At 70.3% G+C, this 20,306-nt stretch carries 23 protein-coding genes; 14 read left to right on the plus strand and 9 right to left on the minus strand.

Annotation, left to right across the window (positions count from 1 at the left end; all coding sequences use genetic code 11):
• Nucleotides 1-6: 6 nt before the first annotated feature.
• Nucleotides 7-1,479, minus strand: a complete 1,473-nt coding sequence (locus tag AB0B91_RS12325; RefSeq protein ID WP_358318365.1) for a leucyl aminopeptidase — start codon at nucleotides 1,477-1,479, stop codon at nucleotides 7-9.
• A 105-nt stretch (nucleotides 1,480-1,584) separates the two neighbouring features.
• Here AB0B91_RS12325 and AB0B91_RS12330 point away from each other — a divergent pair, with 105 nt between their 5' ends.
• Nucleotides 1,585-1,932, plus strand: coding sequence for a GntR family transcriptional regulator (locus AB0B91_RS12330; RefSeq protein ID WP_214637855.1), 348 nt, complete (start codon nucleotides 1,585-1,587; stop codon nucleotides 1,930-1,932).
• Nucleotides 1,929-2,333: a hypothetical protein gene (locus tag AB0B91_RS12335; RefSeq protein ID WP_358318366.1), complete on the plus strand. Its 405-nt coding sequence runs from the start codon at nucleotides 1,929-1,931 to the stop codon at nucleotides 2,331-2,333. The genes AB0B91_RS12330 and AB0B91_RS12335 overlap by 4 nt, the downstream gene beginning before the upstream one ends.
• Nucleotides 2,334-2,361: 28 nt before the next feature.
• On the opposite strand, the gene AB0B91_RS12340 is transcribed toward AB0B91_RS12335, so the two are convergent.
• Nucleotides 2,362-3,120, minus strand: a complete 759-nt coding sequence (locus AB0B91_RS12340; RefSeq protein ID WP_358318367.1) for an adenosylcobinamide-GDP ribazoletransferase — start codon at nucleotides 3,118-3,120, stop codon at nucleotides 2,362-2,364.
• A 216-nt stretch (nucleotides 3,121-3,336) separates the two neighbouring features.
• Between AB0B91_RS12340 and AB0B91_RS12345 the strand changes: the two genes are divergently transcribed.
• Nucleotides 3,337-4,137, plus strand: coding sequence for an ATP-binding cassette domain-containing protein (locus AB0B91_RS12345; RefSeq protein ID WP_358318368.1), 801 nt, complete (start codon nucleotides 3,337-3,339; stop codon nucleotides 4,135-4,137).
• A 22-nt stretch (nucleotides 4,138-4,159) separates the two neighbouring features.
• On the opposite strand, the gene AB0B91_RS12350 is transcribed toward AB0B91_RS12345, so the two are convergent.
• On the minus strand, nucleotides 4,160-5,155 hold the full coding sequence (locus tag AB0B91_RS12350; RefSeq protein ID WP_358318369.1) for a bifunctional adenosylcobinamide kinase/adenosylcobinamide-phosphate guanylyltransferase: 996 nt from the start codon (nucleotides 5,153-5,155) through the stop codon (nucleotides 4,160-4,162).
• A gap of 135 nt (nucleotides 5,156-5,290) precedes the next feature.
• Here AB0B91_RS12350 and AB0B91_RS12355 point away from each other — a divergent pair, with 135 nt between their 5' ends.
• Entirely contained in the window at nucleotides 5,291-5,497 is a 207-nt protein-coding gene (locus AB0B91_RS12355) for a hypothetical protein (RefSeq protein WP_214637851.1), read from the plus strand.
• 66 nt (nucleotides 5,498-5,563) lie between these two features.
• Here the strand turns inward: AB0B91_RS12355 and AB0B91_RS12360 are convergent, their stop codons facing one another.
• Nucleotides 5,564-6,565, minus strand: a complete 1,002-nt coding sequence (locus tag AB0B91_RS12360) for an aldo/keto reductase family protein (RefSeq protein ID WP_358318370.1) — start codon at nucleotides 6,563-6,565, stop codon at nucleotides 5,564-5,566.
• A 56-nt stretch (nucleotides 6,566-6,621) separates the two neighbouring features.
• On the opposite strand from AB0B91_RS12360, the gene AB0B91_RS12365 reads away from it, so the two are divergent.
• On the plus strand, nucleotides 6,622-7,593 hold the full coding sequence (locus AB0B91_RS12365; protein ID WP_358318371.1) for an SMI1/KNR4 family protein: 972 nt from the start codon (nucleotides 6,622-6,624) through the stop codon (nucleotides 7,591-7,593).
• A 7-nt stretch (nucleotides 7,594-7,600) separates the two neighbouring features.
• On the opposite strand, the gene AB0B91_RS12370 is transcribed toward AB0B91_RS12365, so the two are convergent.
• Complete coding sequence (locus AB0B91_RS12370; RefSeq protein ID WP_358318372.1) at nucleotides 7,601-8,185, minus strand: DUF3043 domain-containing protein; 585 nt, start codon at nucleotides 8,183-8,185, stop codon at nucleotides 7,601-7,603.
• Between the two features lie 153 nt (nucleotides 8,186-8,338).
• Here AB0B91_RS12370 and AB0B91_RS12375 point away from each other — a divergent pair, with 153 nt between their 5' ends.
• The 7 genes from AB0B91_RS12375 to AB0B91_RS12405 all read left to right on the plus strand — a co-directional run bounded on the left by AB0B91_RS12375 (nucleotide 8,339) and on the right by AB0B91_RS12405 (nucleotide 15,373).
• Nucleotides 8,339-9,151 (plus strand): PspA/IM30 family protein, encoded by an 813-nt coding sequence (locus tag AB0B91_RS12375; protein WP_358318373.1) that lies wholly within the window; start codon nucleotides 8,339-8,341, stop codon nucleotides 9,149-9,151.
• Complete coding sequence (locus tag AB0B91_RS12380) at nucleotides 9,148-9,426, plus strand: hypothetical protein (protein ID WP_358318374.1); 279 nt, start codon at nucleotides 9,148-9,150, stop codon at nucleotides 9,424-9,426. The genes AB0B91_RS12375 and AB0B91_RS12380 overlap by 4 nt, the downstream gene beginning before the upstream one ends.
• A 2-nt stretch (nucleotides 9,427-9,428) precedes the next feature.
• Nucleotides 9,429-10,328 carry a zinc metalloprotease HtpX gene (htpX, locus tag AB0B91_RS12385; RefSeq protein WP_358318375.1) on the plus strand — a complete coding sequence of 300 codons (900 nt, stop codon included), beginning with the start codon at nucleotides 9,429-9,431 and terminating at the stop codon, nucleotides 10,326-10,328.
• Nucleotides 10,329-10,333: 5 nt separating this feature from the next.
• On the plus strand, nucleotides 10,334-10,891 hold the full coding sequence (locus AB0B91_RS12390; RefSeq protein WP_358318376.1) for a hypothetical protein: 558 nt from the start codon (nucleotides 10,334-10,336) through the stop codon (nucleotides 10,889-10,891).
• Between the two features lie 25 nt (nucleotides 10,892-10,916).
• Complete coding sequence (locus AB0B91_RS12395) at nucleotides 10,917-12,329, plus strand: alpha/beta fold hydrolase (RefSeq protein WP_358318377.1); 1,413 nt, start codon at nucleotides 10,917-10,919, stop codon at nucleotides 12,327-12,329.
• A gap of 200 nt (nucleotides 12,330-12,529) precedes the next feature.
• Complete coding sequence (locus tag AB0B91_RS12400; RefSeq protein WP_358318378.1) at nucleotides 12,530-14,710, plus strand: serine/threonine-protein kinase; 2,181 nt, start codon at nucleotides 12,530-12,532, stop codon at nucleotides 14,708-14,710.
• Nucleotides 14,711-14,746: 36 nt separating this feature from the next.
• Nucleotides 14,747-15,373 carry an SIMPL domain-containing protein gene (locus AB0B91_RS12405; RefSeq protein ID WP_358318379.1) on the plus strand — a complete coding sequence of 209 codons (627 nt, stop codon included), beginning with the start codon at nucleotides 14,747-14,749 and terminating at the stop codon, nucleotides 15,371-15,373.
• Here the strand turns inward: AB0B91_RS12405 and nadA are convergent.
• Nucleotides 15,370-16,527: a quinolinate synthase NadA gene (nadA, locus tag AB0B91_RS12410; protein ID WP_358318380.1), complete on the minus strand. Its 1,158-nt coding sequence runs from the start codon at nucleotides 16,525-16,527 to the stop codon at nucleotides 15,370-15,372. The genes AB0B91_RS12405 and nadA overlap by 4 nt on opposite strands.
• A 157-nt stretch (nucleotides 16,528-16,684) precedes the next feature.
• On the opposite strand from nadA, the gene erpA reads away from it, so the two are divergent.
• Complete coding sequence (erpA, locus tag AB0B91_RS12415) at nucleotides 16,685-17,038, plus strand: iron-sulfur cluster insertion protein ErpA (RefSeq protein WP_219532756.1); 354 nt, start codon at nucleotides 16,685-16,687, stop codon at nucleotides 17,036-17,038.
• Nucleotides 17,039-17,161: 123 nt separating this feature from the next.
• Nucleotides 17,162-18,148 (plus strand): carbohydrate kinase family protein, encoded by a 987-nt coding sequence (locus tag AB0B91_RS12420; RefSeq protein ID WP_358318381.1) that lies wholly within the window; start codon nucleotides 17,162-17,164, stop codon nucleotides 18,146-18,148.
• 79 nt (nucleotides 18,149-18,227) lie between these two features.
• Here the strand turns inward: AB0B91_RS12420 and AB0B91_RS12425 are convergent, their stop codons facing one another.
• From AB0B91_RS12425 to AB0B91_RS12435, 3 genes are all read right to left on the minus strand, one after another.
• Nucleotides 18,228-18,659 carry a CBS domain-containing protein gene (locus tag AB0B91_RS12425; protein ID WP_358318382.1) on the minus strand — a complete coding sequence of 144 codons (432 nt, stop codon included), beginning with the start codon at nucleotides 18,657-18,659 and terminating at the stop codon, nucleotides 18,228-18,230.
• 95 nt (nucleotides 18,660-18,754) lie between these two features.
• The gene (locus AB0B91_RS12430; RefSeq protein WP_214637838.1) at nucleotides 18,755-19,000 is read right to left on the minus strand and encodes a sulfurtransferase TusA family protein; all 246 of its coding nucleotides are present in this window, start codon (nucleotides 18,998-19,000) and stop codon (nucleotides 18,755-18,757) included.
• A complete protein-coding gene (locus AB0B91_RS12435) occupies nucleotides 18,997-20,139 on the minus strand; it encodes a cysteine desulfurase family protein (protein ID WP_358318383.1) in 1,143 nt (380 codons plus the stop codon). The genes AB0B91_RS12430 and AB0B91_RS12435 overlap by 4 nt, the downstream gene beginning before the upstream one ends.
• Between the last annotated feature and the right edge of the window lie 167 nt (nucleotides 20,140-20,306).

A 20,306-nucleotide genomic window follows, 5' to 3' on the forward strand; every position in this document is an offset into this window, starting at 1 on the left:
TTTGTTTCAGATGCTCGCGTGCCGCTCGGCCAGTCCGATGAGCGTGCGGGTGATGGCCCCCGTGCCGCCCTTCGGCGTGTAGCCGTGTGGCTCGCCCTTGTTGAACGCGGGTCCGGCCATGTCGATGTGCGCCCAGCGCACCCCGTCCGGCACGAACTCCTTGAGGAAAATGCCCGCGGCCAGCATGCTGCCCCAGCGCTCGGGCTGGAGGTTGGCGATGTCCGCGATCGGGGAGTCGAGGCCCTTACGCAGTTCCTCCGGCAGTGGCATGCCCCAGGCGCCCTCGCCCGCGGCGCCCGCCACCTCGACGACCAGCTCGCGCACCGCGTCGTCGTTGGCCATCACGCCGGCCGTGCGCCAGCCGAGCGCGACGATCTGCGCGCCGGTGAGGGTGGCCACGTCGACGATCAGGTCGGGGGAGTCCTCGGCGGCGCGCGCGATGCCGTCCATGAGGACCAGGCGGCCTTCGGCGTCGGTGTCGAGCACCTCGACCGTCTTGCCGCTGTAGCTGTGGATGACGTCGGAGGGGCGCTGCGCGGTGCCGCTGGGGAGGTTCTCGGCCAGGCAGAGGTAGCCGACGACGTTCACCTGCGGGGCGAGCCGGGCGATGCCGATCAGGGCGCCCAGGACCGCGCCCGCGCCGCCCATGTCGGACTTCATCCAGTCCATGGAGGCCGACGGCTTGAGCGACAGGCCTCCGGAGTCGAACGTGATGCCCTTGCCCACGAACGCCAGCGTCTTGGTGGCCTCGGGGTGGCTGTAGGAGAGGCGGACCAGGCGTGGCGGGTTGGCCGAGCCCTGGCCGACGCCGATGAGGCCGCCGTAGCCGCCGTCCTTGAGCTGCTTGTCGTCTAGCACCTCGACGGTCAGCCCGGCCTCGCCGCCACGCTGCTCGGCGATCTCGGCGAACTTGGCCGGCCACAGGTCGGAGGGCGGCGTGTTGACCAGGTCGCGGACGAGTGTGACCGACTCTGCCAGCACGGTGGCGCGTCCGGCGATCTCGTCGGACCCGTCGCTCGAGAGCACGGTGAGGTCGCCCACGGGCTCCTTCGACTCGCCGTTCGTGCGGTAGCGGGAGAAACCGTACGCGCCCAGCAGCGCGCCCAGCGCCACGGCCTCGGCCTCTTCGGCCGATTCGGTGGGCAGGACCAGGGCGGCGCGGGCCGTACCGGCGAGGGAGCGTACGGCGGCACCCGCGGCGCGGCGCAGTGCCTCGGCGTCGGCGGAGTCACCGAGACCCACCGCGACCAGCAGCGGAGCGGCGAGAGCGCCGAACACGGGCACCTTGGCGAGCTCTCCGGGCTTGCCGGAGAAGCCGATGGCGGTGAGCGAGGCGGCGAGCCTGCCGCCGAAGGCCGCGTCGAGAGACTCGGCGTCCGTAGCAGGGCGAGGGCCTTCGGGGCCGGACCGGAACCCGACGATCAGCGCGTCGGTGTCGAAAGAGACTGGATCTGCTGAGTTCAGCCGCACAGTGGTCACGTAAACCGATGCTATCCAGGGTTTCGAGGTACTCACAAACAGGGGTTCATCCCACCAATCTCCGATGCCCAAACATGAAGCCTTGGTGCTAGTGTCATTAGCACCATGTTGCTGACTCTGGACCTCAATGATGCGCGTCCCCTGCACGAGCAGGTGGCCGGTGCGATCCGCCGTGCCATCGGCGAGGGCTCGTACGCGCCGGGCGACCGGCTGCCACCCGCCCGCGACCTGGCCGAGGCGCTCGGCATCAATCCCAACACGGTGCTGCGCGCCCTGCGTGACCTGCGCGACGAGGGGTTGCTGGAGTTCCGGCGGGGGCGCGGCGTCAGTGTCGCGGGCCGCGCCGACGGGCGGGCACTGCTCCTGCAGCGGGCCCGCGAACTCCTGGAAGAGGCCATGAGGCTCGGCTACCGCCGCGAAGACCTCATCACGATGCTGGAGGAACTGCCATGATCCCCCGATTCGCCGTCGCCGCGTGGGGGCTGATCGTCAGCGCCGCGCTGGTCGCGGCTCCGCTGGCGCTGCGCGACCGGCTGCCCGAACCGCTGGCCACGCACTGGCGGCGGGGCCTCATGTCCGACGGCGAGATGTCGTTCACCTCCTATCTCCTCATGAGCGTGGGCGTGTGGTGCGTGACCTGGGCGGCGTGGTCCGAGGTGCGGTATCCGAGCCAGGTCGGGGGCTGGGGCATACGCGGGCTGCCGGGCAGCGCCACCATCATGCTCCGGGGTGGCGAGTGCCTGATCATCCGCTACCGCTCCGGCGGACAGCTCGCCGTGAGCGTCGACGACGCCGAGCGGGGTGCGGCCCTGATCAACGCGCTGATCGCCGAGCGGCCTCCCGTGGGGGCGTGAGGTTCTTCGGTACGACAGGCGGCGCCGGTCAGCCGAACAGGGCGCAGACGGTGAGTGTGGCGGCCGTGGCGGTCTCGACGAGCGCGCCCAGCACGTCACCCGTGACGCCGCCCAGACGCCGTCTGGCATGGCGGAGCAGGAGCAGCGCCGCCCCGAGCCCGGCGACCACACCGAGAGGGAGCACATAGATCAGCCGGTGCCCCGCCACCGAGCCGAGTCCGTGGTCGGCCGCCGACCCCAGGGCCGCGGCCGCCGCCAGGGCCGTGGCGGTGGCCGCCCAGGCGGCGCCTGGGCGTACCGTGCCCGCGACCAGCGCCCCGAGCCCGTCGGGACGGGCGGCGGGGACGGCTGACCGGCAGGCCCAGGTGAGCGCCAACCGGCCGGTCACGCAGGCGGTCACCAGGGCGGCCGGCCCGAGCCCGGACAAGGCGGCCACCTGGACGACCAGCACCAGCACCAGCGCCATCACACCAAACGGCCCAATATCCGACTTTTTCATGATGTCGAGCGCCTGAGGGGCAGGTTTCCCACTGCCCAGCCCGTCCGCGAGATCCGCCAGCCCGTCCAGATGCAGTCCACGCGTCAGCACGGCCAGCAGCCCCACCGCGAGCGCAGCACCCAGCAACGGCGGCCCGGGCAGCAGCAACGGCCAGCAGCTCACCAGTCCTAGCACCAGCCCAAGGACCGGAGCCAGCACCATCGCCCGCCCCGCGACCACACGATCGACGCGTGTCACCCGGACCGGAAAGACACTCAGCGTCCCGATCGCGAACCGCATCCCGTCCATCACTCCAATTCCCCCCACGGTTGTCGGCATGCCCACGGACCGGGGCCAAGAAGACGCACGTTACGGGGCCCAGCCCCGTAAACCGGGGGAGCGTGCCCCTGGACAGACGCCGGCCCCGTATGGCGGGTGGGGCTCACCGGGCTGGCCGTAAAAAATAGAAATGCACCTCACCAGCGGAGGCTGATCGCGGTCGGGGGCGGCCACTAGGGTGGCCGGATGCACGTTGTTGAACTCGAAGGCGTAGGAGTCCGGGTCGCCGGCAAGTCGCTGCTGAGTGCGGTCGACTGGCGAGTGGAGTACGGCGAGCACTGGGCCGTGCTCGGGCCCAACGGTGCGGGCAAGACGACGCTGCTCTCGCTGGCCGCCGCGATACGGCACCCCACAGAGGGTACGGCCAGCATCCTCGGCCACCGGCTCGGCCGGGCCGACGTGCGTTCGCTGCGGCGCCACATCGGCCTGGTGGCCTCCAGCCAGCGGCTGATCGACGAGGAACTCCTGGAGGAGGAAGGCGCCACCGCCCTCACCGTGGTGCTCACCGGCCACACGGGCACCAGCGCCCCCCTCTGGGACCGCTACGGCGAGGCCGAGCGGGATCGCGCGCTGCGACTGCTGGGGGACGTGGGCTGCAAGGATCTGGCCGACCGCCTGTTCCGGGTGTGCTCCCAGGGCGAGCGGGCCAGGATCAGGGTGGCCAGGTCACTCATGTCGGACCCGGCGGTGCTGCTGCTCGACGAGCCGTTCGCCGGCCTCGACCTGCCGGCCCGTGAGGACCTCATCGAGACGGTGGAGGACCTGGCGATGACCAGGCCGGTGCTCACCACGGTGACGGTGACCCACCGCCTGGAGGAGGTGCCCGCCACGACCACGCACGCCATGCTCATGCGTGAAGCGCGCGTCCTGGCGGCCGGCCCGGTCACGGACGTCCTCACACCGGCGAACCTGTCCGACTGCTTCGGCCGCTCCCTGCACGTCGACCGCATGGACGGCCGCTGGTACGCCAGAGCCATCCGCCACTAGGCCCAGCGGGGCGCAGGGGGCGTCACAGGCGCAGGAGGCGTCCGGCGACGACGAGGGCGACGTCTTCTGACTCGGCGGCGAGGCGTTCGTTGAGCCGCCCCAGCGCGTCCCTGAACGCCCGCCCGCTGGCCGTCGCGGGCACCACCCCCATGCCCACCTCGTCCGACACGGCCACGAGGCGCCGGCTCGTTCCCCGCCACGCCGCCACCAGCTCCTCGCAGCGCTCATCCACCGGCGCCCGGTCGCCGTCCCAGGCGCCGTGCTCGTCGAACACCGCCGCCAGCCACGTTCCCAGCCCGTCGATCAGCAGCGGCGTCGTGGCCGCGCGGATCGTCCCCGCCAGGTCGGTGGTCTCCACCGTCACCCAGTGGGCGGGCCGCCGCTCCCGGTGGGCCCAAACCCGCGCCGCCCACTCGCCGTCGCCTTCGCCACGCGAGCCGGTGGCGACATAGGTGACATACGGGTCGGCGGCCAGCCGCAGCTCGGCCTCGGCCGACTTGCCCGATCGGGAACCGCCCAGCAGCAGGGCCCGCCTCGGCTGTTCCGGAGCGGGCGACGCGGGGAGGGCGGTGTCGAGCGTCGTTCCGTCCGGTACGGCCCGCACGCGCCACAAGGCGAGCCGCCGTGCCAGCTCCTCCTGGGACCTGACCCGGTGATCCAGCCCGACGGCCACCACCTGGGTACGGTCGCCTGCCAGCCCCGCCCGCCGGAGGAGCCCGATCCGCTCGGGCCGATCGAGCGGCTCGACCAGCACGACGTCGTACGGCGCGTCCGGGGTCGCCGTCGTGTCCTGGGCCGCGTACAGCAGGCGGGTGCCGTCGGGACCCTCCAGGCCGTGACCGCCGGCGAGGATCCGGTAGCCGCGCGGCACGTCGTCGAACGGGAAGCGCACCACACCGTCGACCACGAGCTCGAACGGCCGGCGATGGCCGGAGGGGAGACCGGCGCACGAGGCGCACGGGCAGCCCGGCTCCGGCCAGCCGGTGCCGGCCGCTGTACCGGCGAGAAAGAGTTTCACCGGGTTGAGCGTACAAAGACGACGCCCGCCACCACACGACATGCGCGCGGCATCGATCGACCTCCAAGCTCGGGAGTAGGGTTCCAGTGCCGTCGGAGGGTGCGTCGGCGAACCCGCGGAGAAGGAGCGTATGGCATGACATGGCGGTGGCGTTATGAAAATGCAAACGGTGGTGAGGTGACGGATCGCCCTTTGCCGCGCGAAGTTTTTCCGAGCCAGGCGGACGCGGAGTCCTGGCTTGGCGAGAACTGGGGTGAGCTGCTGGAATCCGGCGTCGAGCAGGTGGCGCTGCTCGACGAGGACCGGGTCGAATACACGGGATTGTCATTGCGTCCGGAGTGAGTCCAGGAGAAATGAAAAACCCCTTGAGCGTCATTGTCGCTCAAGGGGTTTTTGCCGCCCGGGGTGTTATGGGCGCTTCGGCGGGCTTGCCGTCTTGGCGGGGTCACGCTCGATCACCGGGCCGAGAACGGTGTCGATCCGCTCCAGCACGCCGGAGTCGAGCTTGACGCCGACCGCCTTGACGTTGTCGCGCACCTGCTCGGGGCGGGAGGCGCCGACGATGGCGCTGGCGACGTTCGGGTTCTGCAGCACCCAGGCGACCGCCAGCTGCGCCATGGTCAGGCCCAGGTCGGCGGCGATCGGCTTGAGCTCCTGTACGCGGCCGAGCACGTCGTCGTTCATGAAGCGGGAGATCATGTCGGCGCCGCCGGCGGTGTCGGTCGCCCTGGAGCCCTCCGGCGGGGCCTGGCCGGGCAGGTACTTGCCGGTCAGTACGCCCTGCGCGATGGGCGACCAGACGATCTGGCTGACGCCCTCGCGCTCACTGAGCGGCACGATCTCCGGCTCGATGACCCGCCAGAGCGCCGAGTACTGCGGCTGGTTCGACACGATCCGGCCGAAGCCCATGTCGTCGGCGATCTTCAGCGCCTGGGCGATCTGGTCGGCCGTCCACTCGCTGACGCCGAGGTAGAGGACCTTGCCCTGCCGTACGAGATCGTCGAAGGTCTTGAGCGTCTCCTCCAGCGGCGTCTCGTAGTCGAAGCGGTGCGCCTGGTACAGATCGACGTAGTCGGTCTGCAGCCGCCGCAGCGACCCGTGGATGGACTCGGTGATGTGCTTGCGGGACAGGCCGCGGTCGTTCCGTCCGGGGCCGGTCGGCCAGTAGACCTTGGTGAAGATCTCCAGCGACTCCCTGCGTACGCCCTTCAGCGCCCTGCCGAGCACCGATTCGGCCTTGGTGCCGGCATAGACATCGGCAGTGTCGAACGTGGTGATGCCTTCGTCGAGCGCCGCCTGCACACACTGCTTGGCGGCGTCCTCCTCGACTTGGGAGCCATGGGTGAGCCAGTTGCCGTAGCTGATCTCGCTGACCTTGAGACCGCTGCGACCAAGGGTACGGAATTCCATAGATCCGACCTTAGGCGGTCTCATGGGGTGATCTATTTCGGGATAGGGTGCGCGACGTGCTGAAGCTCGTACGGTTGGCGCTGACCGCGGCCATACTGACCGCGATAGCGGTACGGCTGCGCCGCAGAGCCCAAAGGACGGAGACGGAACCGGAGCCGACCGGCCCCGAGCCCATCCTGGGCCGCCCGACCAGGGCGGATCTGGCCCGTTACGCGGTACGCGGGAAGGGGCGGCCGACGGCGGCGCTGTTCGGAGTGGGCGCGCTGACCGCGGTCGTCTTCGGGGTGTTCGCCCTCATGGGCATGCCGATCCATGACCGGGAGGAGGACGCTCTCGGACAGCTGGCTCGCGACTCTGTGAGGCAGTCGGCCATGGCCGCCGACCCCGAGGCCACTCCCGACTACGTGTCCTGGACGCCTCCGCCCGCCGTACCCGATCCGGCCTGTCACCCCGAGCGGCGCCCGGTCACCGTCCGGCCGCTGGACCCGCAGGTGAGACGGTCGGTCGACCGGCAGTGGCGGCGCATCGAACGGTGGCTCAAGGCCGAGGCGCCCAAGACGTACGCGACGCTGGGCCGTCCGGGCCGGGCCGGGACGATCGCCGTCGCCGAGTCGCAGATGGGTGTGGACTTCCCCGACAGCCTGCGCGCCTCACTCCTGCGCCACAACGGTGCGAAGGGCTTCGGCCTCGGGTACGGTGCGCAGCTGTCGACCAGGCAGATCCGCGACGCCTGGCGGCAGATGTGCCAGGAGGATCCCACCAATCTGGGGCCCGAGCCCGGGGCGGAGTTCTCCGGCGTGCTGATCCCGTTCCAGGACCGCTATGACGAGGGCTACGGCCTCATCGACTCGGAAGGGGGATCCCTGTCGTGGGACGTGGCGCAGGAGGGCATGTTGAGCACGTCGGCCCTGCCCTCCTATGACGCGCTGCTGCGCGCCACCGCCGACGCCCTGGAGCAGGGCGGGACGGTCGACGGCACGCGGCCGCGCGTGGTGCGCGGGAAACTGCGCTGGGAGAGGGCCGGCTGAGACGGCGTCACTTCTTCGGCGGCACCGGCTTGCCGCCCGGCAGCACCGTGGGCGGCGGGAAGCGCAGCTTGCGGATCTGCAGGGCCCGCATCGCGGCGTAGAAGCCGACGCCACGCAGGCTCTCCTTGGGATACTTCTCCGCCACCAGCTTCTTGACCCGCCAGGCCACGAAGATCGAGGTGAAGAGCACGCCGATCATCATGATCGGCCAGCCGATCGTGATCACATAGCTCAGCACCAGCGGCCTGATGTCGGCCGGCCACGGGATCCAGGTCGCCAGCAGGATCACCAGCGAGAACGGCAGGAAGTACTGGCTCGGCAGCCGCCGCGAGTCGACCCACTCGCGCGCGAACTTACGCGCCGGGCCCTTGTCGCGGGCCGGGAAATAGCGCTCGTCGCCCGCGAGCATGCCCTGCCGGGCCCGCTCGCGCTCGGAGTTCTGCTTGGCCCGGGCCTGCTTATAGGCCTCTTTGCGGTCCTTGGGCGCGGTGACCGGCTGGCGCCGTCTACCTTCCGCGTCCCGGCGCTTGGGTGTGGGACGACCCTTGCCCTGGGGCTTAGGATCGTCAATGGGGACGGGGGTGTCGTCCACGGAGGTTTGGGAACGGCGTCGCAACACAACGTCAACCCTACCTGGACGGCAACTTAGTGACGCCCCCGTGCGTTATGCGTAGGGTAATCCCAAGGCGGCTGCGCTGCACTGGGTGAACACCAGCACGACCTAAGAAGGGGACGGCCGACGCGCATGAGCGTGATGAAGAGACTTTCGATGATCTTCAAGTCCAAGGCCAACAAGGCCCTGGACAAAATGGAGGATCCGCGCGAGACCCTCGACTACTCCTATCAGCGGCAACTTGAGTTGCTGCAGAAGGTGCGCCGAGGCGTGGCGGACGTCGCCACTTCGCGCAAGCGGGTGGAGTTGCAGGTCAACGGTCTTGAACAGCAGGCCAGGCGTTACGAGGAGCAGGGCCGCAAGGCGCTGTCCGTCGGGCGCGAGGACCTGGCCCGTGAGGCCCTGCAGCGTCGGTCCAATCTGCAGTCGCAGATGGCCGACCTGAAGATCCAGCATGACAACCTGCAGGCCGAGGAGGAGAAGCTCACCACGGCTTCCCAGCGGCTGCAGGCCAAGGTCGACTCCTTCCGTACGAAGAAGGAGACGATCAAGGCGACCTATACCGCGGCCGAGGCGCAGACGCGCATCAACGAGGCCTTCTCCGGCATCTCCGAGGAGATGGGCGACGTCGGTCTCGCGATCCAGCGGGCCGAGGACAAGACCGCGCAGATGCAGGCCCGCGCCGGCGCCATCGACGAGCTGCTCGCCAGCGGCGCGCTCGACGACTACAGCGGCTCCCGCACCGACGACATCCAGGCCGAGCTCGACCGCATGGGCGGCGGCATGGACGTGGAGCTGGAGCTGGCCCGGATGAAGGCCGAGCTCGGCCAGGGTCCCGCGCCCAAGAGCGCCATCGAGCCGGGGCAGGGCGGTCAGCAGGCCGCGCCGCAGCAGCAGCCTCAGTCGCAGACGCAGCAGTTGCGCCAGCCTGGGGAGGGCGCATGATCGTCAGAATCATGGGCGAGGGGCAGGTCGAGATCTCGGCCGAGGACATCTCGGTGCTGAACGAGCTCGACAGCGAGCTCGAGTCGGCCATCGAGTCCGGCGACGAGGCGAGCTTCCGGGTCAAGCTGCACGCCCTGCTCGACAAGGTCCGCCACGTGGGCAAGTCGCTTCCCGACGACAGCCTTGAGCCGTCAGAGCTGATCCTTCCCCCCGCGGACGCCTCGATCGAGGAGGTCCGGGAGATGCTGGGCGACCAGGGTCTCATTCCGGGCTAGCCGTGAGCAGCACGCGGTTCGCGCCCGACCGCGGCCTGACCAGCCGTATGGTCGTGACGATGTTCCTGCTCGGGCTGCTCTACGTGGCCTTCGTGGGCGTCCTGATCGCCGTGGGCGTACAGGCTCTGGTCGTGCTGGTGTTCGCCGGGGGCCTGCTGCTCGTGCAGTACTTCCTGTCCGATCGCATCGCGCTGTTCGCGATGCACGGCCGCGAGGTCTCACCGCAAGAGGCTCCCGAGCTGCACGGCATGGTCGACCGGCTGTGCGCCATGGCCGACATGCCCAAGCCGCGGGTGGCGATAGCGGATTCCGATGTCCCCAACGCCTTCGCCACCGGCCGCAACCAGCGCAATTCCGTCCTCTGCGTGACGACGGGCATCCTGCGCCGCCTGGAGCCCCAGGAGCTGGAAGGCGTGCTGGCACATGAGCTGTCGCACGTCGCCCACCGCGACGTCGCGGTCATGACGATCGCCTCGTTCCTCGGCATCGTCGCCGGGCTGATGACCAGATTCGCCCTGTACACCGGGCTGGGCCGCAGCCGCGACAACAACGGCGGGGTGCCGATCGGGCTGATCATCATGCTCGTCTCGATCGTCGTGTACGCGATCAGCTTCCTGCTCACCCGCGCCCTGTCGCGCTACCGCGAACTGGCCGCGGACCGGGCGGGCGCGCTGCTCACCCAGCGACCCTCGGCCCTGGCCAGCGCGCTGACCAAGGTCACCGGCGACATGGCCAGGATCCCCAGCCGCGACCTGCGCGAGGCGGAGCCGTTCAACGCCTTCTACTTCGCCCCCGCGCTGGCCAAGGGCACCTCCATCGCCAACTTGTTCTCCACCCACCCACCGCTGGAGCGCCGCCTGGAGCAACTGGCCAGGATCTCCGCCCAGCTCGGAAGGGGCTAAACCGCATGGGCTGGCTCGACACCCTGCTAGGCCGGTCGAAGCCGGTACAACCCAACCTCGACGCGCTGTTCGCGCTGCCGTCCGCGGCGGTGACGCTGCAGGCCGCCACCGGTCTCGGCCCCACCGGTCTCGGCTCGGTGTGCTTCCGCGCGGCGGAGGGCGGCGCGTTCGCCACGCTCGAACGCGACGTACACGAACTGCTCGGCGACCGCGTCGACAAGTCCTCCGACAGTTACGGCTACACCTGGCTCCTGGTGCGCCGTTCGCCCGACGACATCAGTGACCTGGTCACCGAGCTCCACGCGGTCAATTCCACCATGGAGGGCGCCGGGTTCGGCCCCTCGCTGCTCTGCTCGCTGGTGTCGTTCGCCGACCGTGACGGCCGGCGGCTGGCGGTCGTCTACCTGTACAAACGAGGCACGTTCTACCCCTTCGCACCACTGTCCGGCCAGCACCGCGACAACGCGCTGGAACTCCAGGCCAGGGGCGCGCTGGAGGGCGAGCTGCCGCTGGAGCAGGATCTCAGCCGGTGGTTCCCGGTATGGAGTGCCCCCGGGCTCTGATCGCACCGGGTGATCTAATGATCACGTGGAGCGAAGACTGCTGGTGCTCGCGGCCACCGCGTTCGTCGTGGCGGCCGTGCTGTACAGCGCGTGGATGCCCGGCCAGTTCACCAGCCCGCTGGTCGACAGGACCGACGGCCTTGTCGGCGAGCTGGCGGCCCGCGACCAGCCGTCGACGCGCCTGTTCAGGACCAGCGACGTGCTGTCGGGCCTGGCGATCGTGCTCGGCGTGGCGGTGACGTACCGGGTGCGGCGCGAGTGGTCCGGCTGGCTCGCGCTGGCGGCCTTCGGCGTCCTCGTGATCGCCGGCGGGCTGTTCCCGCTCGACTGCGCCGCGCTCGGCGATCCGGTCTGCGAACTCATCCCGCTGTCCCTCTCCCACCACGTCCACGTCGTGACCGGCGTCCTGGCCACGGTCGCCGTGCTGGCCGCGATGGCCCTGCTGAGCCGGTGCTGGAACGCGTACGGCGCCTGGCTCATCACCGGCGCCGCCCTGGGCGCCACCGCGCTGACACTGGCGGCCATCGCGGGCGGTTACCTGGCGGGGGTGGCGCAGCGCGCGCAGGCGACGCTCACGGCGATGTGGCTCGTGTACGTCGCACTCCGGCTGCTGGTGGCCGATGACCCGGTCGACGGCGGCCCGGGTTCGGGTGGTTTGCTCTTCGGCGGTTCGGGGGCGCACGTGGTCGTTCAGGGGGAGGGGCCGGTGGTGCTCATCAGCGCGGGGCTGGGCGGTGCGTGGTTCCACTGGGATCGGGTGGCCGCCGAGCTGGCGCGGAGCCATCGGGTGGTCCGCTTCGACCGGCCCGGTCTCGGCCGCAGCTCCGCCTCGCCGGCCCCGCCCACCCTGTACGGCGAGGCCGCCCGCCTGGCCGCCCTGGCCCCCGCCCATCCCGGACAGGTCATCGTGGTCGCCCATTCGGTGGCCGCCTGGCACGCGGAGGCGTTCGTCCGGCTGCATCCGATGTGCGTGTCCCGGCTGGTGCTCGTCGACCCGAGCCGCGCCGACCGCCGCCGTCGCGCCGCGTCGTTCGGCCGGGCGGTCGGTCCGTGGCTGCCCGCGCTGGGCGGCGCGTGGGGGGCCACCGCGCTCGCCCTATTGGCGGGTCCGGTCGTCCATCGGCTGGTCAGGGGCTTGCCTGACCACGGGCGCGCGTACCGTACCGGGCGGGTGCTCGCCGCGGCGGCGGGGGAGTGGTTCGCCCGGCACGACATGGCCGCCGACCTGCACCGCGTCAGAGCCCGGCACGCCTTCCCCGACGTGCCTGTGACGGTGATCAGCTCGCGCGGGAGAGCGCGCGGCCAGAAGCGGCTGACCGCCGAGCTGAACGCCGACCTCGTCCACCTGACCGCCTCGGCCCGCCGCATCCACCTCGACGCCTCCGCCCCGATCGCCGACGCCGTCCGCCGCGATCGTGAAACCGGCTCCGCCGGCTGACCGCCCTCGGCTGTCGCCCGCTCGACCGACCCTCTCGCCGCCGCCCCGACCACCAAGCGCCCTTCCCGAGCCGCCGGTCCGGTCCGGGCGGTCGGGTGGCCGGAGGAGGTGTTTCAGGAGGTGCGTGCCCTGATGGGCTGACGGGGGGCGGCGCAACCCACCAGAATGGCGGAAAAGACGCCATATATGGGGGTTGCACAATGCCGGACCTCGCGGCCCTTCGGCCAGGGGATCCCGCGTCGGTGGGGGAGTACACCTTGTCGGGGCGGCTGGGCGAGGGCGGCCAGGGGACCGTCTACCTTGCGACCGCCGCCAACGGCGCCCGGGTCGCGGTGAAGTTACTCCGCGCGGACCTGGCGGGGGACCACGAGGCGTCGGAGCGGTTCGTCCGCGAGGTGGCGATGGCGCGGCGGGTCGCACCCTTCTGCACCGCCCAGGTCATCGAGACGGGGCTGTTCGGCCGCCTGCCGTACATCGTCAGCGAGTACATCGACGGGCCGACGCTCGACGAGGTGGTGCGCACGGACGGGCCGCGCTCGGGGACGTCGCTGCACCGGCTGGCCATCGGTACGGTCACCGCGCTCGTCGCCATCCACCAGGCGGGCATCGTGCACCGCGACTTCAAGCCGTCGAACGTGGTGCTGGCCTCCGACGGGCCCCGGGTGATCGACTTCGGCATCGCCAGGGCGCTCGACCTGACCTCGTCGTTGACGGCCGCTGCCATCGGGACGCCGTCGTTCATGGCGCCCGAACAGCTCACGGAGGCGGCTCCCGGGCCTCAGTCGGACATGTTCGCGTGGGCGTGCACGCTGCTGTTCGCCGCTTCGGGGCAGCCGCCGTTCGGGCAGGACAGTCTGGCTGCGGTGGTCAATCGGATCATTCACCACGATGCCGACGTGACGCCGATCGAGGATCCGGCGCTGCGCTCGCTGGTGACGGACTGCCTGGCCAAGGATCCGGCGCGGCGGCCGACGGCGAGCCAGGCGCTGATGCGGCTGCTCGGCCACGGGCCCGGCGGCGCCTCGCCCGGCCTCCTGCACCAGGGCACGGCCGTGGCCGCCTCGGGTCCGGTCCCGCCGGTGATCTCGGGCCCCGTCCCCTCGGGGCCGGAAATGGGCTCGATTCCTCGGTACGGCTCCGCACCTCCGCCGGGCTGGACGCCTCCACAGGCGTACGCTCCGGGGAGCTCGGGGCCGATGCGGCAGACGTACCAGCAGCCTCCTCCACCCCCGTTCTACCAGCAGCAACTCCCACTGCCGCCCACCCGGACAGGCGGCAGGCGGGGCACCGGGTGGATCGTCGCCACGGCGGTCGCCTGCACGCTCGTGCTGGCCACGGTGGGCACCATCGTCGCGGTACGGCTCGCCTCCCTGCCCGACCCGATCGCCACCCCCTCGTCGACGCCCGACAACACGAACAAAACGGATAACTCGCCGACACCGACACCGACACCAAGCCCGACCCCGACGCCAAGCTCCACCCCCACGTCCAGCACGAACCAGACCACCCGGACGATCGCGCTGCCCGGCAGTTCCGTCGAGATCCGCGAGAACGGCTCCGACCCGATCAAACTGGCCGCCTACAGCCTGGACAGCGGCAAGCGCGTCTACGTCAGGCGGGCCGCGTCCGACGACTTCACGCTCAACAGCCGCTACTTCGAGTACGCGCTGGCCGCCGACGGCACCCGGGCGCTCGCCACCGACGTCGACTACAGCAGCGACGGCTACGCCCTCGTGTCGATCATCGACCACCGGACCGGCGCCAGGCGCACGGTGAAGCTCAGCGTCAAGCCGGTGTTCCCGACGACGCCGCGCTGGTCACCGGACGGCAAGCTCGGCCTGGTGACGCTTTTCAAGGACACGGGTGGCAAGAGCGTCGAGTACGGCTACGGCGTCATCGACGTCGAGCGGGGCACCGGCAAGGTCTACGAGGTCAAGGAGAAGGGCGCGGGCGAGTGGCGCTTCTTCTGGGACGCCGACGGGCAGGCCGTCGGCACGTGGGTGGGCGGCCGGATGAAGTTCTACGACCTGGACGGCAACGTGCTGCGCACGCTGACCGGCGCGGGCTCGCCCGTCTGGGTGGAGGGCGACGACGTCTCCCCGTCGGGCGGGCTGTTCCTGTCGCACTGCGGCCCTGCGGGTGACACCCTCTGCGCCAGGCCCACGACGGGCGGCGGCACGCCCGTCACCATCCCCTTCGCCTCCAACCGGCTCATCGGCTGGTGGGATGACCAGCACCTGGCCGTGTGGCGGACCAAGGGCGCCGGTTACGAGGCGGTTGTCATCGATCTGAAGGGGCAGATCAGCAGAGTGCTGGCCACCGCGGCGAAGCGGGCCGAGTTCGACAACATGGGCCTGCGCTACAGCCGCGGGACGCCCTGACGAACCCGCCGATCCTACGGACCCAAGGGGGTACGCGTGGAAACGGAGCACGAGCGGATCGCCGTCGCCGGCGAGGGCGCGGTCTCGGCCGCGCCCGACGTCATGCGACTGAACACGGGCGTCGAGGTACGCAGGACCTCGGCCGCCGAAGCCTTCGCGACCGTCCGGGCCGCCGCCGCCCGGCTCATGGAGGCGCTGAAAGGGGCCGGTATCGCCCCTGAGGACCTGCGCACCAGCGAGCTGTCCCTCGGCCCCGAGTACGAGGTCTACCCCAAGGTGGCCGCCTACAGGGCCGCGCAGGGCGTCGAGGCGCTGGTCCGCGACCTGGCGCGGGCCGACCGGGTGATCGACACCGTGGCGGCGGTGGGTGAGGAGGCGCGGCTGAACGGCGTCTCGTTCGAGCTGTCCGACCCCGCCGGGGCGCTGGCGGAGGCGAGGGTACGGGCGTTCCGCGACGCCGCCGCCAAGGCCGCCCAGTACGCCGAACTGGCCGGGCGCCCGCTGGGCCGGGTCGTCTCGGTGACCGAGGAGCTGAGGAGCGGGCCGAAGCCGCTGGCGTTCGCCACGCTCGCGGCGGACGAGAACGCGTCGATCAGCCCCGGACACCAGACCTTGTCGATCGGTGTCCGGGTCGTCTACGCCTTCGGTGACCAGCCGCGTTAGGGGAGGGCCAGCATGCGGTCGAGGGCGACCCTGGCCCAGTGGGCGGTGTCGTCGTCGACCGTGATCTGGTTGACGACCTCCCCGAGCGCCAGCGACTCCAGCGCCCACACCAGGTGCGGCAGGTCGATCCGGTTCATGGTCGAGCAGTAGCAGACCGTCTTGTCGAGGAACGAGACGTTCTTGTCGGGGAACATCACGGCGAGCCGCTTGACCAGGTTCAGCTCGGTGCCGATCGCCCAGCTCGAACCCGCCGGGGCCGCCTCCAGCGTCTTGATGATGTGCTCGGTCGAGCCGACGTGGTCCGCCTTGAGCACCACCTCGTGCTTGCACTCCGGGTGGACGAGCACGTTGACGCCCGGGATGCGGCGCCGTACGTCATCGACGGACTCGGCCGTGAAGCGGCCGTGCACCGAGCAGTGGCCCTTCCACAGGATCATCCGCGCGCGGTCGAGCTGCTCCTGGGTGAGGCCGCCGTTCGGGCGGTGGGGGTTCCAGACGACGCAGTCGTCCAGGGACATGCCCATCTCCAGCACCGCGGTGTTGCGGCCGAGGTGCTGGTCGGGCAGGAACAGCACCTTCTCACCCTTCTCGAAGGCCCAGTCGAGGGCCCGCTTGGCGTTGGAGGAGGTGCAGACCGCGCCGCCGTTCCGGCCGCAGAACGCCTTGATGTCGGCGCTGGAGTTCATGTACGTGACGGGAATCACCTGATCGGCGAGACCGGCGTCCTCCAGGGCCTCCCAGCACTCCTCGACCTGGTCGAAGGTGGCCATGTCCGCCATCGAGCAGCCCGCCGCCAGGTCGGGCAGGATCACCTTCTGCGTCTCACCGGTCAGGATGTCGGCGGACTCGGCCATGAAGTGCACGCCGCAGAAGACGATGAACTCCGCCTCCGGCCTGGCCGCGGCCTGCCGCGCCAGTTTGAAGGAGTCGCCGGTGACGTCGGCGAACTGGATGACCTCGTCACGCTGGTAATGGTGGCCCAGCACGAACAGCCGGTCACCGAGCGCCTCCTTCGCCTTGCGCGCCCGCTCCACCAGGTCCGGATCGGAGGCGGGCGGCAGCTCACCAGGACAGTCGACCCCCTTCTCGCTGTGTGGATCGGCGTCCCGGCCGAGAACGAAGAGCGGCAGCCCAGTCTGGGTGGCCATGGCCATACCCCCTTATCGTCGAACTGACGATACTCATCATGACATATGGGGCGCCGCGCTTATTCCGGGGGTCCGGGGGGCTGGGAATGTGTAGCACCGGGGATGTGTTGGTAGCGTCTTAGTAGGACGTCGTAAACAGACAGCCGGGTTAGGGAGTCAGCAGATGACGGTTGAGAGCAACGAGACCACGACGCAGGGCCTGATCCTGACTGACGCGGCCGCCGCCAAGGTCAAGGCTCTGCTCGAGCAGCAGGGCGAAGAGGGCTTGCAGCTGCGCGTGGCCGTGCAGCCGGGTGGTTGCTCCGGTCTCCGTTACCAGCTCTTCTTCGATGACCGTTCGATGGACGGCGACGTGGTTACCGACTTCGGCGGCGTCAGCGTGGTCACCGACCGGATGAGCGCCCCCTACCTGCTGGGCGCCTCCATCGACTTCGTCGACACGATCGAGAAGCAGGGCTTCACCATCGACAACCCCAACGCCACCGGCTCCTGTGCCTGTGGCGACTCCTTCAACTAGTCATCAACTAGTTCGGAGTGGGTGAGGTCCCGCTCGCATTCGTGCGTGCGGGACCTTCGCGTCCGTCCTCGCGTATCCTCGTTTGGGCTTATTGGCTTGCTGACAACGAGGAAGAAGAATCCCGTGCGCATCGCCGTCACCGGCTCCATCGCGACCGACCATCTGATGACCTTCCCAGGAAGCTTCGGCGAACAGCTCATCGCCGAGCAGCTTGATCGGGTGTCACTCTCGTTCTTGGTCGACGACCTGCAGATCCGCCGCGGTGGGTGCGCGGCGAACATCGCCTTCGGCATGGGGTGCCTGGGGCTCACCCCGATCCTCGTGGGCGCGGTCGGCTCCGACTTCGCCGACTACCGCTCGTGGCTGGAGCGCCACGGCGTGGACTGCGACTCCGTGCACGTCTCCGAGAACCACCACACGGCTCGCTTCCTGTGCACCACGGACGAGCACCACAACCAGATCGCCTCGTTCTACACCGGCGCGATGGCAGAGGCGCGGCTCATCGAGCTGCGGCCCGTCTCCGACCGCGTGGGCGGGCTCGACCTGGTGCTGATCAGCCCGAACGACCCCGACGCCATGCTGCGTCACACCGACGAGTGCCGCCAGCGCGGCATCCCGTTCGCCGCCGACCCCTCGCAGCAGCTCGCGCGCATGGGCGACGAGCAGATCCGCGACCTCGTCGACGGGGCCGCCTACCTGTTCTCGAACGACTACGAGAAGGGGCTCATCGAGCAGAAGACCGGCTGGTCCGACGCCGAGATCCTGGACCGGGTGGGCGTCCGCGTCACCACGCTCGGCCCCAAGGGCGCCGTCATCGACCGCGCGGGCGAGCCGTCCATCCAGGTCGCGCCCGCGCCGGAGGTGGGCAAGGCCGACCCGACCGGCGTCGGCGACGCCTTCCGGGCCGGCTTCCTGTCCGGTCTGGCCTGGGACCTGTCGCTGGAGCGCTGCGGCCAGCTCGGCAACCTGACCGCCACGCACGTCCTGGAGCGGGTCGGCGGCCAGGAGTACGAGCTGGGGCAGAAGGCATTCGTGGAGCGGTTCGCCGCCGCCTACGGGGCCGGCGCCGCCGAGGAGATCGCGGGCCTCGTGCACTGCCACCACGCCTGACCCGCACCACCGCGACCGAACGCGAGCCGCCCCGCCGCACGATCAGTGTGGCGGGGCGGTGGTCTCCCCGGCCAGGCGGTCAGGCGCCCCCGTAGACGCGGTGCACGAACTCGGCCAGCTGGTCGTCGGGCAGGTGCTTGGCCAGGTCGGCCTCGGAGATCATGCCCACGATCCGGTTGCCCTCCATCACCGGCAGCCGCTTGATCTGGTGCTGCTCCATGCGCTGCAGCGCCTCCTCGACCGTGGCGTCGACCGGTACCCAGACCAGCCCGACCACCAGGTCGCCGGCCCGCATGTGGGCCGGGTCACGCCCTTCGGCCACGCACTTGACCACGATGTCGCGGTCGGTGATGATCCCGGTCACGCGGTCTTCGACGCAGACCGGCAGCGCTCCCACGTGGCTGTCACGCATCATCTGCGCGGCCCGGTCGAGCGTCTCGTGCGCGGGGATGCACTCCGCGCCCTCGCTCATCAGGTCACGGGCGGTCTTGTGCGGGTGTCCATCCGTCATGTCTCTTCCCCCCCCGGAAGTCGACGATCTGACTCCGAGGGGTTATTGCCCGTTTGATGGGGTTTACGCAGATCTTTTAACGTACGTGCCAGATGTCAGTAATTGCGGCGTACGTGAATGGACCAGCCGCCCTGCGGCAGCTCGTAGGAGCCCACGTGGCGGTGGGACTTCAGGCGGCACCACGCCGGTACGTCCGTGAACGCGGCCGGATCGTCGGCCAGGACGGCGATCACGGCGTTGAGCGGGACATAGTTGATCTGCTCGGCGAGCATGATGATCGGAATCGGGCACTTCTTCCCGAGCGCGTCGATCGTCAATGACGGCTGAATGACCTCGGTCATGCGACTCCTGCGTCCTGCCGGATTCGGTGCACCACATCGGGCAGCACGGCCAGGAATCTGTCGACCTCGGCCGCGGAAGCGCCCCTGGGCAGTGACACCCGGACATTCCCATGCGTGAGCACGCCCATCGCTTCCAGAACGTGCGATGGACGAAGCGTACTAGCGGTGCATGAACTCCCGGACGATACCGCGAATCCGGCTTTGTCCAGTTCGGTGAGCAGCACCTCCCCGTCGACGTAGAGGCAGGAGAAGGTCACGATGTGGGGCGCCCGCTCGACGGGGTCGCCGATCACCTCCACGTCGGGCACGATCTCCGGCACGGTCCGCCTGATCTTGTCGACGAGCGCGGAGAGCCGGGCACCTTCCCGCGCCGCCTCGGCGGTCATCGCCCGCAGGGCGGCCGCGGCGGCGACGATGGCCGGCACGTTCTCGAACCCGGGGACCCGGCGCCGCTCGCGCTCGTCCTCCGGCAGGAACGACCGGAACCGCGTGCCCTTGCGCACCGCCAGCACACCCACCCCGGCGGGACCGCCCCACTTGTGGGCGCTCGCGGTCAGGACCGACCAGCCCTGCGGGATCGGCAGCCGCCCGGCCGTCTGGGCGGCGTCGACCAGCAGCGGGACGCCGTGCTCCCGGCAGGCGGCGGCCACCTCGTCCACCGGCTGGAGCGTGCCGACCTCGTGGTTGGCCGTCTGCAGGCAGGCCAGGCCCGTATCGGGCCTGGACACGGCGGCCTTGAAGGCGGCCGGGTCGACGCGTCCGCGCAGATCCACCCCCACGATCTCCACCGTACCGCCGCCGCGTTCGTGCAGGCTGGCGGCGTGCAGCACGCTGGAGTGCTCGACCGCGCTCGTCACCAGGTGCCGTCCGGCGCGCCGTCTGCCGTGTAGGGTGCCGAGCACGCCGAGATGCACCGCCTGCGTGCCCGAAGAGGTGAACGACACCTCGTCGGGACGCGCGCCGAGCGCCTCGGCCACCTCCGTACGGGCCTGTTCCAGCAGCAGGTGCGCGCGGCGGGCCTGGCCGTACAACCTCGCGGGGTCGGCCCAGCCGACATCGATCGCCGCCAGGAGCGCTTCGCGGGCCTGGGGGTGGAGCGGCTCGGTCGAGGCCGCGTCAAAGTACGCCACGAGACCCATCGTCCCACTCGCGGTGCACCATCGAGGGGGTGCGCGGGAGGGCGGGGCTCTTGCACGCTAATGTGTCTCCAATCAGCTGTGCTTTTAGACATACGACCGCCCAGGAGGACTCCTGGGCTTCATCTGTGGGGTAGGCGATCCGTGAGTCCGACCCGCCGTTCGCCACG

The sequence above is a fragment of the Nonomuraea sp. NPDC049141 genome (genome assembly GCF_040648415.1).
GTDB lineage: Bacteria > Actinomycetota > Actinomycetes > Streptosporangiales > Streptosporangiaceae > Nonomuraea.

Coding starts and splice junctions, on each gene's coding strand:
- AB0B91_RS12330 (WP_214637855.1), top strand. CDS start 1,585: ATGTTGCTGACTCTGGACCTCAATGATGCGCGTCCCCTGCACGAGCAG.
- AB0B91_RS12335 (WP_358318366.1), top strand. CDS start 1,929: ATGATCCCCCGATTCGCCGTCGCCGCGTGGGGGCTGATCGTCAGCGCC.
- AB0B91_RS12340 (WP_358318367.1), bottom strand. CDS start 3,120: ATGGACGGGATGCGGTTCGCGATCGGGACGCTGAGTGTCTTTCCGGTC.
- AB0B91_RS12345 (WP_358318368.1), top strand. CDS start 3,337: ATGCACGTTGTTGAACTCGAAGGCGTAGGAGTCCGGGTCGCCGGCAAG.
- AB0B91_RS12355 (WP_214637851.1), top strand. CDS start 5,291: ATGACATGGCGGTGGCGTTATGAAAATGCAAACGGTGGTGAGGTGACG.
- AB0B91_RS12360 (WP_358318370.1), bottom strand. CDS start 6,565: ATGGAATTCCGTACCCTTGGTCGCAGCGGTCTCAAGGTCAGCGAGATC.
- AB0B91_RS12375 (WP_358318373.1), top strand. CDS start 8,339: ATGAGCGTGATGAAGAGACTTTCGATGATCTTCAAGTCCAAGGCCAAC.
- AB0B91_RS12380 (WP_358318374.1), top strand. CDS start 9,148: ATGATCGTCAGAATCATGGGCGAGGGGCAGGTCGAGATCTCGGCCGAG.
- AB0B91_RS12390 (WP_358318376.1), top strand. CDS start 10,334: ATGGGCTGGCTCGACACCCTGCTAGGCCGGTCGAAGCCGGTACAACCC.
- AB0B91_RS12400 (WP_358318378.1), top strand. CDS start 12,530: ATGCCGGACCTCGCGGCCCTTCGGCCAGGGGATCCCGCGTCGGTGGGG.
- nadA (WP_358318380.1), bottom strand. CDS start 16,527: ATGGCCATGGCCACCCAGACTGGGCTGCCGCTCTTCGTTCTCGGCCGG.
- erpA (WP_219532756.1), top strand. CDS start 16,685: ATGACGGTTGAGAGCAACGAGACCACGACGCAGGGCCTGATCCTGACT.
- AB0B91_RS12425 (WP_358318382.1), bottom strand. CDS start 18,659: ATGACGGATGGACACCCGCACAAGACCGCCCGTGACCTGATGAGCGAG.
- AB0B91_RS12430 (WP_214637838.1), bottom strand. CDS start 19,000: ATGACCGAGGTCATTCAGCCGTCATTGACGATCGACGCGCTCGGGAAG.
- AB0B91_RS12435 (WP_358318383.1), bottom strand. CDS start 20,139: ATGGGTCTCGTGGCGTACTTTGACGCGGCCTCGACCGAGCCGCTCCAC.